Raw genomic sequence first — 12,147 nt, forward strand, 5'->3', positions numbered from 1 at the left:
GCAGCATGACAAACTTCCCACAAGAGAGACTTTATAACCGAGTGCGTGATGCCTTGGCCTTTGATGATGTCCTTATTGAACCTGTTGAATCCTCTGTTCTGCCGGGGCAGGTTAGCACAAAGACACGTCTTACCCGTAAGCTTAGCCTGAATATTCCACTTCTTTCCTCCGCTATGGATACAGTGACGGAAGAAGAAATGGCTATTTGCATGGCCCAGCAAGGCGGTATGGGGGTTATCCATAAAAACCTAACGCTGGAGGAGCAGGCCGAGCAGGTCCGCCGTGTGAAGCGTTTTGAGGCCGGGATGGTGGTTAATCCCGTAACAGTTGGGCCGGACCAAACCCTGCGGGAAGTCCATGAGATTATGGCCCGCAATGGGATTTCTGGCCTCCCAGTTGTGGAGAAAAGCGGCAAGCTGGTTGGGATTTTGACCAATCGTGACATGCGCTTTACCGCTGATGAGACAACACTTGTCCGCGATATGATGACCCATGAAGGGTTGGTGACGGTTAAGCATGGGGCATCGCCTGAGCAAGCCCGCCAACTCCTGCATGACCATCGGATTGAGAAGCTCCTTGTTGTGGATGATGCAGAGCATTGCGTGGGGCTGATTACCGTTAAGGATATGGATAAAGCAACGACCCATCCTTTGGCGGTAAAGGATGCTGAGGGCCGGTTGCTCTGTGCGGCGGCTATCGGCGTAGGGGAAGATGGTCTCCGCCGTGGGGCTGCCCTTGTGGATGCGGGGGTGGATGTGCTGGTGGTTGATACCGCCCATGGCCATTCCCGCGGTGTGTTAGAGACTGTTGCGCAATTACGGGACCGTTATGCGGATGTGCAGCTCATTGCGGGGAATGTCGCGACACCAGAGGCTGCACAAGCTTTGATTCGCTCCGGTGCAGATTGTGTAAAGATTGGCATTGGCCCAGGGTCCATCTGCACAACGCGTGTGGTGGCGGGTGTGGGTGTGCCGCAATTCTCTGCGGTGTTGGAGACAGCGGCCGCCTGTCATGAGCTTGATGTCCCCGCTATTGCCGATGGGGGGATTCGGACCTCTGGCGATATCGTCAAAGCCATTGGGGCGGGTGCGGATGTTGTGATGGTTGGTTCCATGCTCGCAGGATGTGAGGAAAGCCCTGGTGAGAGCTTCCTTTATCAGGGGCGGACCTATAAAGCGTATCGTGGTATGGGCTCCATGGGGGCGATGGCCCGTGGCTCGGCGGATCGTTACTTCCAAGGGGAGGTACGCGATACGCTCAAGCTGGTTCCAGAGGGGATTGAGGGGCAAGTGCCTTATAAAGGCCCGATGGCAGCGGTGGTGCATCAGCTTGTTGGGGGGCTGCGGGCTGGTATGGGTTATACAGGCTCCGCTACCGTGGCAGATTTGCAAGTTCGGGCGAAGTTCCGCAAAATTACGAATGCTGGCCTGCGCGAAAGCCATGTGCATGATGTGACCATCACGCGGGAAGCACCGAACTATCGCCTGTAAGGTGATTTTTCCCTTTCCTGAAGGACGGAAACAGGGTAGGCGGGGGCCATGACCCCCGCTGCTCGTCTCTCTGGTGCGATTGATCTGCTTTGTGCGATTCAAAATGCGCCTCATCGTCCGGCTGATGCCGTGGCTAATAACTTCTTCCGCGAACGCCGCTATATTGGTGGCGGGGATCGCAGGGCTATCTCGACCTTAGCGTGGGATGTGCTGCGGGCGTGGCGGCGGCTGCATTGGCATTTACGGGCAGAGTTACGGTACCGGCATGAGGATATTTCCCCACGGCTTTTATGCGCGGCGATGCTGCATTTTGTGGGGCAGCCTTTATCCTCCATTCAGGCGTTATTTAGTGGGGAGCGTTACGCGCCAGCCCCATTGAGTGAGCGTGAATATGCGATGCTGGCGGCATTAGAGGGCCAATCCATCACAGATGAGAAACAATCCCTCCCTGTCAGGTTGGAATATCCTGATTGGTTGCATCCTTATTTAGAGCGTGATTTCGGTGAGCGATTGGAGGAGGAAATGCGTGCCCTCATGGGGGCTCCAACGCTCGACCTCCGCGTGAATCTGCTGAAAGGAACGCGTGAGGAAGCCTTGCGCCGCCTTAAGCGGGAAGGGTTTGATGGGCAGCCAACGCCTCTTTCCCCTTGGGGGATTCGTCTTGAGGGCCGCCAGCCCGTTACCGCTGCGGCACTTTTTCGGGATGGTCTGGTAGAGATTCAGGATGAAGGGAGCCAGCTCATCGCTGCGGCGGTGGATGCCCGCCCCGGCGAGCGGTTGCTTGATTATTGCGCTGGTGCGGCGGGAAAGACCTTAGCTATTGCCATGACGATGGAAAATAAGGGTCAAATTGTCGCATGTGATGTCTCCTCTATACGGTTGGAGGGGGCTGTAAAGCGGTTGCGCCGGGCGGGTGTGCATAATGTGACGCGCCATCTCCTCAAAGAGGGAGATAAATGGGCCAAACGGCGGGAAGGGCAGTTTGAGACGGTATTGGTCGATGCGCCTTGCTCTGGTACGGGAACATGGCGGCGTAACCCTGATGCACGGCTGCGGCTAAGTGAGACGGATGTACAAGAGCTTTGCGTAAAGCAAGCCGCTATTTTGGATATTGCCGCACGGCTTGTTCGCCCCGGTGGTAAATTGGTTTATGCCACATGCTCTCTCTTAGGGGTGGAGAATACCCAGCAGATAGAGGCCTTCCTTAAAAGAAGGGCTGATTATCAGCGCCTTCCTTCAGCGCGGCGGTCTTTATTCTTGCCAGAGAGCTTGCGCCAAGATTCTGCCTTTGCCCTTACCCCCTATAGCTATGGGACAGATGGCTTTTTTGTTGCGGTGATGGAGCGTAGCGCACAAAATTAAGCCTCTTACAGCCTTATTAGCGTGATGGCGGAGCTTTTCTGCCATGGAGCGTTTGTGTATTTATTGTGAGAATGGCTGATATTCGGCTACGCGCAATGGAGGAAATACGCTCCCTATGGCCTATGATGTTCTCTTTGGTGTGGTGCTAACATTTGGGGCTGGTATGCTGGCGCAATGGGTGGCGTGGCGTCTGCACTTGCCAGCAATTGTGTTGCTGTTTGCTATGGGGCTGCTTTTTGGCCCTGTGCTAGGCTGGTTAAACCCCTCCGAAACATTAGGCCATGCCTTCCGTCCGCTTGTCTCTATGCTGGTCGCCTTGATCGTTTTTGAAGGCGGCCTTGCGCTGGATCTTCGTCAGTTACGCGAGGCTGGGCAAGGGGTTGCACGTTTGACGATGGTGGCCTTGCCTATCAACTGGCTCTTAGGCTCCATAGCGGCGCATTATGTTGCACGGCTGGAGTGGGGGCCGTCTTTTCTCTTTGGGGCGATTATCGTGGTGACGGGGCCTACGGTCATTCTGCCTTTGCTACGCAGTGCCAAGTTACAACCGCGTGTTGCTGCCTTTTTACGGTGGGAAGCGATTGTGAATGACCCGCTAGGGGCTATTCTTGCTGCGGTGGTGATGCAGGTTATGTTGCTGCATCTCGACCTGCATAAACAGATGCTCTTTGTCCACACCTTGCCTGATATGGTTGTGGCGGGGGCTTTGTCTGTTGCTGCGGGGATATTGCCTGCTTATTTGCTCAGCTATCTCTTTACGCGGGACTTAATGCCGGAGCTGCTAAAGGTCCCTGTCATTCTAACACTAGCCCTGGTTATTTTTGAGGCCTGCACATTGGCGATGGAAGGTGCGGGGCTAATCGCCGTAACCGTTTTTGGCATGATGCTGACCAACTTACACCCGCCGGGGATGAATGATCTAAAACGCACAAAGGAATCCCTTGTTGTGCTGATGGTCTCGGTATTGTTCATCCTCCTCGCGGCGGATTTGCATCGTGGGGTTCTGGCACGGCTCTCGGTCCCGATTTTATTGCTGACCTTAGTGGTGTTGTTTGTGGTGCGGCCACTGGGGATTTTCCTCTCCACATTAGGCACAACGATGAGCTGGCAAGAGCGGCTTTTTGTTGGCTGGATTGCCCCGCGCGGTATTGTTGCAGCGGCTGTGGCTGGGGCTGCGGGGATTAAATTGGCAGAGGCGGGGTATCCTTCGGCAGAGTTGGTGATGCCTGCAGTGTTTGCAGTCATTGCTGTGACGATGATTTGCCATGGCTTTTCCCTCGGTCCCCTCGCACGGCGGCTGCATCTGACACTCTCTAACGAGCCAGCTTTGGTCATTCTAGGCGGTAATGCGTGGTCAACGGACCTCGCCGCATGTTTGAATGAGGAGAAAGTACCCGTCTTGCTTGTTGATACAACAGCGCAAGAGCTTATGCCTGCTGCACGGCTCGGGGTGCCTGTTTTAAAGACGGAACTCCTCTCCGCAGCCGGGCAAGAAGCTTTGGAGGAGCGGCCCGCCGATTATCTGATCGCGACAACAGGGGATGCGATTTATAATGGTATGGTTTGCGGGCATTTAGCCCCTCATATGGGGCGGGAGCGCGTTTATCAGGTTAGCCCCGGTGTGGCACGGCTGGACCTCTATCGTGGTCTTTCGCGTGATGCGCGTGGGAAAGTACTGGGAGAGCCGGGATGGAACTATACGTTTTTTGATACGTTATTTAGTCGTGGTTGGCGTTTTAAGAGCTATACCGTTACGGAAGTAATGGCTGATTTGTTGGAAAAAGAAGAAAACCGGATCGATCTGCTCATCGTACGCCGTGGGACGGGTATCTTTATACGCTCGGCAGAAGATAGGACTAAGACGAGTCCAGCTGCGGGGGATTTGGCTATTTCCATGTTCTCGCCAGAAGGGCAAGAGGCCTTTACCGGGGTAAAAGAGGAGGCAGAGCTACGTGAAGAGGCATAGCCTTCTGTTTTTAAACGGATTAGGGTAGTGTTGGTTGGTTAGTAGCAGTGCTATGCTTTTCAGGCTCTTTTTTGGGGGGATGTTGAGGGCAAGGCTGTAACTGAACTGTATTTATGAACAGGATTTTTGAGACATGAATACGCGGCACTCAATATTGATTGTTGACGATGATGATGGTTTAGGTTCCGTCTTAGCGGCTCAGTTGTCAGAAGGAGCGGCTTATCGGGTAGAGCGGGCAACCACGCTTGCTCTTGCAGAGGAAGTGTTGGGTCGTTCTGAGGGGCGGATTAATATTGTCTTGTTGGATGTGAATCTTCCTGATGGTGATGGCCGGGAATTTTGTGCGGCATTACGTAAAAAGGGGTTAGCAATCCCTATTATCATCATGACAGGATCTCATGATGAAGATGATGTCATTCGTGGTCTTGATGCAGGGGCGAATGATTATGTGGCTAAGCCTTTTCGCATTGGTGAGTTAAAGGCGCGTGTGAGAGCGCAGCTGCGTTTGTTTGAAAATAGCGAGGACGTTGTTTTTGATATTGGTCCTTATGTCTTTCGCCCCGCAAACAAGCAGCTTTTTGAGCCTAAAACAGGTCAGCGGATTCATTTAACAGAGAAAGAGACAGCTATCCTTAAATATCTCTATCGCGCAGGAGGGCAGCCGGTAGAGCGTGATGTGCTGTTGCATGAGGTCTGGGGGTATCACGCCTCTGTAACGACCCATACATTAGAGACCCATATTTATCGCCTTCGCCAAAAGATAGAGCCGGGGCAAGGCCGAGCTGGGATTTTGCTGACAGAGGGTGGGGGCTATTGCCTTAACCCTAATGTGTAAGACGTTCTCCAAAGCAGGCTGGTCCTATCATGTTAGGTCAGCCTGCACTCTTTATAGGGTGGTATTGTTAGAGGGTAATGTCCATCATGACCGGTGCATGGTCGGAGGGGGATTCCCAGTCGCGTAGCGCGCTGAGAACGGTGATTTTTTGCATATTGGGGAGAATATCTGGCGTGGCCCAAATATGGTCCAACCGGCGGCCACGGTTAGATTTCTTCCAATCTCGGTTGCGATATGACCACCATGTATAGAGTTTTTCTGGCTCTGGGATGGCAGTACGCATGGCATCTTCAAAGCCTGTGTGCATCCAGTCTAACAGGCCGGATGTCTCAATGGGTGTGTGGCTAACAATTTTGAGGAGCTGTTTATGGCTCCATACGTCATGCTCTAGCGGGGCGATGTTTAAATCCCCCACAAGGATGCTTCTTTTAGGAGGATGGGCTGTAAACCACTCTTTGGCTTCTTCTAAAAAAGCGAGCTTATGGGCGAATTTTTCGTTCTCGTCTGGGTCTGGTATGTCGCCACCAGCAGGGACGTAGAAATTATGAAGATTCACCGGGCCGGAGTCTGTATGAAGGCGCGCAGCAACATGGCGGCAATCCATCTTGCCGCACCAATCAGGTGCATGAGATAGGGCGGGCTCTAACGGTATGCGTGATAGAATCGTCACGCCGTTATAGCTTTTCATCCCGCGATAAAGCTGATGCGGATAGCCTAGGGCCGTTAACGCCTCTTGGGGGTAGAGCGGGTCGGGGACCTTTGTTTCCTGAAGGCAGATGACATCAGGGGCGTATTCTTCGCTTAGACGCGTTAAGAGGGGCAGCCGGAGGCGAAGTGAATTGATATTCCATGTAATAAGACGCATGGCTTTTGATCCCTCTTTAAGCGGAAAAATTCAAGTATGATCTTGCGATTATGGCTTATTACGCCACATTGAAGCGTATAGCGAAGGAAGGGGCCTTATAGATGTCTATTTTCATCATGGATACGCATATTGATATTCCGTGGGAGGAAAAAACGGCGGATGGCCTTCCCAGTTGGCACAAGCGTGACCAAGCTGATTGCGCCCAGCGAGATGTAGAGCGGCGGTTTACGGTCCCCAAAGCGAAAGCGGGCGGGTTAGGGGCGGCTTGTTTAGCAGCCTATACACCACAAGCAGGCCTTGATGAAGCTGGTCATGCGGCGGCATGGCGGCGGGCGCAAGCTATGTTAGAGGCAATAGAGGATATGGTTCCCCATTATCTTGAGGGGGAGGCGGCTCTATGTCACACAGCCGCGCATATACGGCAGGCGGCGCAAAATGGGGAGGTCGCGCTCATCCCGGTGATGGAGAATGGTTATCCGATAGGAGAGGATGATAGCCGTATTGGCTGGCTCGCTCAGCGTTATGGGGTGCGTTATATGACCCTTACCCATAATGGGCATAATCTCTTAGCGGATTCCGCAGTGGTACGAGAAGGCCCAGAGGAAGCACATGGCGGCTTATCCTCGTTGGGCCGCCGTGTGATTCAACAGATGAATCGTCATGGCATGTTGGTGGATGTCTCACATGCATCGCGCAAGACGATGATGCAGGCTGTGGAACTTTCCGAGGTACCGGTTTTTGCTAGTCATTCTTGCGTGCGGGCTTTGTGTGACCATCCGCGTAATCTGGATGATGGGCAACTAGATGTGTTGAAGGCGAGTGGCGGGCTTATCCAAATCACAGCCATGGGGGCGTTTTTAAAACGTGGCGGTGGTGGCACAGCGGCGGATTTTGCGAAGCATGTGCTGTACGTTATCCGCCGGATAGGTGTGGAGCATGTTGGTCTCTCCTCCGACTTTGATGGGGGGGGCGGCATAGAGGGCTGGCAGGATGCTGGTGAGACCCATCAACTCATCCAAACATTACAAGAGCATGGGCTGGATGATAGTGAGATTCGCGCTGTGGCGGGTGAGAATATGCTTACTCTTTTGGAGAAGGCAGAAGAAAGAATGACGAAGAGTCAAACATAATTTTCCTTTCTGGCGATGTTTTGGGTATTTTCTGTCCACTATTTTTTTCAGAAACGGGATTGACAGTTATATCGGGGGAAAAGGGGGGAACATCTATGTTACGGGTTAGAAAACCTTTTATAAATCGTTGTTTTTCAGATAGTTAGTGATGGTGACTAAAAAATAGGCAATCTCTCAAAAAGGAGAGAAACTCTGCGATGCGGCGTTTTACCCTTGGGGTATTCACAGCTTTTTCCACAGGAATAGTGGATGAGTTTGCTAAGCCTTATAAAATCAGGAAGAATTGGCGGTAAATGAGCATTATGGCTGAATCCCCTCACGGTGTGGCTGCGATTCGGAAGGCCCTGAAGACAATCCCCGACAGTCCGGGCGTCTACCGTATGGTCGGGGCGAAGGGGGAGGTGCTTTATGTTGGTAAGGCCCTAAACCTTAAGAAACGTGTAACCTCTTATACCCATCTCTCTCGCCTATCCGAACGTATTCGTCTGATGGTGACGCTTACTATGGGGATGGAGATTGTCGTCACCAGGACAGAGGCCGAAGCTTTGTTGCTAGAGGCCAATTACATCAAGCGGATGAAGCCACGCTTTAATATCCTCTTGCGGGACGATAAATCTTACCCGTGGTTGTTGCTAAGTGGGGACCACGCTTACCCTCGCCTAATGCGCCAAAGGGGGAAACCGATAAAAGGGGCGACTTATTGGGGGCCTTTTGCGTCATCTCGTGCGGTGGATCAGACGATTCAGGTGATTCAACGGGCTTTTATGCTGCGGACATGCACCGATAGCGTGTTTGAATCCCGCACTAGGCCTTGTTTGCTTTATCAAATTAAGCGTTGTTCTGCCCCCTGTGTGGAGCGGATTAGCGCGCAGGAATATCAAGCGTTAGTTGGACAAACGAAGGAGTTCCTCAGCGGTGGAGGGCGGGAGCTTCAACAACGGCTCACAAAAGAGATGGAAGATGCCGCGGAGGAGATGGCTTTTGAGCGTGCTGCGCTGATTCGGGACCGTATCCGCGGCTTTGCGAATCTTCGAGCCTCAGGTGCGATTAATCCCATTACTATTCGAGAAGCAGATGTTGTGGCTTTGTGGCAGCAAGCGGGACAGAGCTGCATACAGGTTTTCTTTATCCGAGGAGGACGAAATAATGGGAACCGCGCCTTCTATCCGCGTCATGCGAAGGATGAGCCAGCGGCAGATGTTCTTTCTGCTTTTTTATTGCAATTTTATGAGGATAAACAACCACCCGCTCAGATATTGACGAATCTTGCTCCGCAAGAGGATGCTTTGTTGATGGAGGCTCTGACACTACAGCGCGGGCATAAGGTGCAGATACTCCAACCACAAAGGGGGGAGAAAAAAGATGTGTTGGATCATGCCGTCCTCAATGCGCGCGAAGCGTTAGAACGCCGCTTAGCAGAGACAGCAGGACAGGCGGCTCTTTTGGAAAAGGTGGCGGATTTGTTTGGTCTTCCTGCGCCGCCAAAACGTATCGAAGTGTATGATAACTCTCATCTGATGGGCCAAGCCCCTTATGGGGCGATGATTGTTGGCGGGCCGGAGGGGTTTGTAAAACGGGCTTACCGTAAGTTTTCCATTCGTGGTCCTGTGGCACCGGGCGATGATTTTGGAATGATGAAGGAGGTTATGAGCCGCCGTTTTGCACAATTAAGTATGGAGGATGCAGGGAGTGAGGCATGGCCAGATCTGTTGTTGATTGATGGCGGCAAAGGCCAAGTACGAGTCGTAAAAGAGATGCTTGAGGAGAAGGGCCTGTCCTCCATTCCGATTGTGGGGATTGCGAAAGGGGTGGATCGCAATGCGGGGCGAGAGTGGTTTTTCGTCGAAGGGCGGGAGCCATTTCAATTACCTGTTAATGATGCTGTCTTATATTATCTACAACGCCTGCGTGATGAGGCGCATCGCTTCGTGATTACAACCCATAGGGCTGGTCGCTCTAAGGCGTTAACGCGCTCAGGGTTGGATGATGTGCCCGGCATTGGCCCAGCACGGAAGAAGGCATTGCTGACACGCTTTGGGTCTGTCCGGCAGGTGCGCCAAGCGGCAATAGAGGAGTTAGAACATGTACCGGGAATTAATCGTGAAATGGCGCAGGTCATTTATGGATATTTCCATCCAGAATGGGTAAGAGAGCAAAGTGACGTCTCCGAAAAACCCTAGCTAGATTCATAGTTAGGGCATGGCCTGCCGGATAGGGATACATAGTGCTTAATCTTCCCAATCTTCTGACTTTGTTCCGTATTCTTGTGATCCCGTTATTAATCGGGTGCCTCGCTGGTGGTGGCATCTGGGCAGATATTGCTTTTTGCTTATATGTTGGGGCATGTGTGACGGATTATCTGGACGGAGCCTTAGCACGCAGGCAAGGTTTAACGTCTGACTTAGGCCGGATGATGGACCCGATTGCAGATAAGCTCTTGGTGGGTAGTTTGCTTTTAGCCCTCGCCGGGCTAGGAGGCTTGCATTTTTGGTCCCTCTATGCAGCTATTTTGATTATGTTGCGAGAGATTTTAATTAGTGGGTTGCGGGAATATATGGCCTCTCAAAATCAGACAATCCCTTCAACTCGTTTGGCGAAATGGAAAACGGGGATACAAATGGTGGCCATAGGTTTGCTCATTCTTGGGCAAGGGGGTATTAGTTCTTTTCATGATGTGGCCCGGTATTTTGGGTTTATGGGGGCAGTATTGCTTTGGCTGTCTGTGATTCCTACCCTTTTGACAGGAACAGGTTATTTAAAAGCAACTATGGCACGGATGCGGGTATAAAAGGTGGGATATCAGTCAGATAAATCAAATAGCCATGCAGGGGCTTACCGCCTTCTTCTCTTGTCAGAGCCTGCTTATAAAACACGTATTATGCACCGGATGATGCCCAAGGGCGATGGGATGAGGCGGGCTAGTCTCGTTATTTTATCGTGTTTAACGGCAAGCTGTACGGGGTGGGATAGGCGTGCAGGGGAGATGTTTAACCCCATCGGCAACCCTAACTCTCCCGATGCACAGAGTGAAGTGGCACGCCGTGTGCGGGGCGAAGTTGCGAGTACAACCCCTATCCTTCCAGAGGAAGGCGATATTTGGCCCGGCCAGCCAGAGCCTGTGCCAAGCTTACAGGATGTAAGCCGCTCCAATAGTCAGTTCATTAATAAGTGGCATCAATTAAGGCCACAGCTTGAGGCGGACCTGAAGCATCAGTTGGCTGATGGGCAGGGTTTAGCGGTAGGCGAGGATGTTGGCAAACGCTATGGATCTGGCAAAGCGATTATGCCAGCAGAAACCCCTTTGCCATCGCATGTGCAGGATAATGCTGATGCTTATCTAGAGCCAGTGGATCAGAAAAAGGCGGAGCAATCTGCCAAGGCTTTGTTGGCCGAAAGCCATGTAGATTCTGTTCCCCTTCCCGATATAAAGCCTCAGCCTCAGCCTCAGCCTCAGCCTCAGCCTCAGGCTCAGGCGCAGGAGGTTGTGCAGAAGGAGGCTACATCTTCTCCAGCTCCGCAGGCGCATGTCGCTCCGCCGCCACCTGCTGCGCTTATTGTGGTGCCGCCTTTGCCTGCCACTCGGCAGGCCACCGCGCAGCCTGAACATAAGGAGACAATGGCTAAGCTGGAGAGAATGCCAGCTGCCCCTGTTGTGGCTCCTATCGCTTCGCAAAAAGCACCATCTTCCGTTGCGCCGGTTATTGTGCCGCCTGCACCGGTACACGCTCCCATCAAGGAGGAGGCGAAGAAGATGCCTCCTGTAACGGCACAAGCGTCTCGGTATAGTGAGGATGTTGCTGCAGTTTTCGCAGCTGGTGGTGGGGCATTGCCGCTACATGAATATGGTAGCAGGCATGAGAAGACTCCGGCCAAGACTACGCCATATAGCGCACCGATTGCCTCTGCCGTGCCAAATACTGTACCCCCTAAAACGGAACGTGTGGAAGCAAGCCCTCAGCAATGGAATGATTTTGGGGAGGAGGCAACCAAAGCTTCTACTGTCTCTAGGCGTCATGATAACGTAAAGGCTTCGGTTGTAGAGCCACTTGTACCGGGGGCGGTCTCTATTCCTAATGGGGATGGGACCTATACCTTTATCCGACCGGATGGGACAATTAAGGTCGTAAGCGAAATACGCGGTGGTGCCTTTAAGAAGGCCACAACGCACCACTCTGATAAGAGTTTAAGTCTTACGGAGGAGTATGCAAAACCGCATTATGTACGGCCTACTCAACAGCTAGAGAATAATCGATATGATTGGGAAGGCGATGTGATTAAGCTCTCTGAGCGGGTAGGAGAGGAAGATACGATGACAGTGAGGCGGAAGGGCGGTTACCATAAAGGGACATCCTACCGTGGACATAGTGTTGTAAAGCATGGTCATTCTCGCCATCATGCGTCTCGTCATCGCTATAATGATTTGGATGCTTTTGGCGATAGATAAAAGATAATTGCTTTTAGGGGGAATCTTCTGCCAAAAAGGCTTGACCTGAAAGGCA

At 52.4% G+C, this 12,147-nt stretch carries 9 protein-coding genes; 8 read left to right on the forward strand and 1 reads right to left on the reverse strand.

Going from position 1 to position 12,147, the window contains the following annotated elements:
- Positions 1-5 precede the first annotated feature (5 nt).
- The 4 genes from guaB (at position 6) to NQF89_RS05415 (ending at position 5,653) form a co-directional block, all read left to right on the forward strand.
- On the forward strand, positions 6-1,490 hold the full coding sequence (gene guaB, locus NQF89_RS05400) for an IMP dehydrogenase (protein WP_099026001.1): 1,485 nt from the start codon (positions 6-8) through the stop codon (positions 1,488-1,490).
- A 48-nt stretch (positions 1,491-1,538) separates the two neighbouring features.
- Positions 1,539-2,852, forward strand: coding sequence for an RsmB/NOP family class I SAM-dependent RNA methyltransferase (locus tag NQF89_RS05405; RefSeq protein WP_155573048.1), 1,314 nt, complete (start codon positions 1,539-1,541; stop codon positions 2,850-2,852).
- Positions 2,853-2,967: 115 nt separating this feature from the next.
- Entirely contained in the window at positions 2,968-4,818 is a 1,851-nt protein-coding gene (locus NQF89_RS05410; protein ID WP_155579233.1) for a cation:proton antiporter, read from the forward strand.
- A 133-nt stretch (positions 4,819-4,951) separates the two neighbouring features.
- On the forward strand, positions 4,952-5,653 hold the full coding sequence (locus NQF89_RS05415; RefSeq protein WP_155573050.1) for a response regulator transcription factor: 702 nt from the start codon (positions 4,952-4,954) through the stop codon (positions 5,651-5,653).
- 67 nt (positions 5,654-5,720) lie between these two features.
- Here the strand turns inward: NQF89_RS05415 and NQF89_RS05420 are convergent, their stop codons facing one another.
- The gene (locus tag NQF89_RS05420) at positions 5,721-6,518 is read right to left on the reverse strand and encodes an exodeoxyribonuclease III (protein ID WP_155573051.1); all 798 of its coding nucleotides are present in this window, start codon (positions 6,516-6,518) and stop codon (positions 5,721-5,723) included.
- 101 nt (positions 6,519-6,619) lie between these two features.
- Between NQF89_RS05420 and NQF89_RS05425 the strand changes: the two genes are divergently transcribed.
- The 4 genes from NQF89_RS05425 (at position 6,620) to NQF89_RS05440 (ending at position 12,092) form a co-directional block, all read left to right on the forward strand.
- Positions 6,620-7,648 carry a dipeptidase gene (locus NQF89_RS05425; protein WP_266137699.1) on the forward strand — a complete coding sequence of 343 codons (1,029 nt, stop codon included), beginning with the start codon at positions 6,620-6,622 and terminating at the stop codon, positions 7,646-7,648.
- 293 nt (positions 7,649-7,941) lie between these two features.
- Entirely contained in the window at positions 7,942-9,828 is a 1,887-nt protein-coding gene (uvrC, locus tag NQF89_RS05430) for an excinuclease ABC subunit UvrC (RefSeq protein WP_407652353.1), read from the forward strand.
- Between the two features lie 41 nt (positions 9,829-9,869).
- On the forward strand, positions 9,870-10,436 hold the full coding sequence (gene pgsA, locus NQF89_RS05435; RefSeq protein ID WP_266137731.1) for a CDP-diacylglycerol--glycerol-3-phosphate 3-phosphatidyltransferase: 567 nt from the start codon (positions 9,870-9,872) through the stop codon (positions 10,434-10,436).
- Positions 10,437-10,556: 120 nt separating this feature from the next.
- Positions 10,557-12,092: a hypothetical protein gene (locus tag NQF89_RS05440; protein ID WP_266137701.1), complete on the forward strand. Its 1,536-nt coding sequence runs from the start codon at positions 10,557-10,559 to the stop codon at positions 12,090-12,092.
- The last annotated feature ends 55 nt before the right edge of the window (positions 12,093-12,147 follow it).

Source organism: Bombella pollinis (assembly GCF_026385485.1).
Taxonomy (GTDB): Bacteria; Pseudomonadota; Alphaproteobacteria; order Acetobacterales; family Acetobacteraceae; genus Bombella; species Bombella pollinis.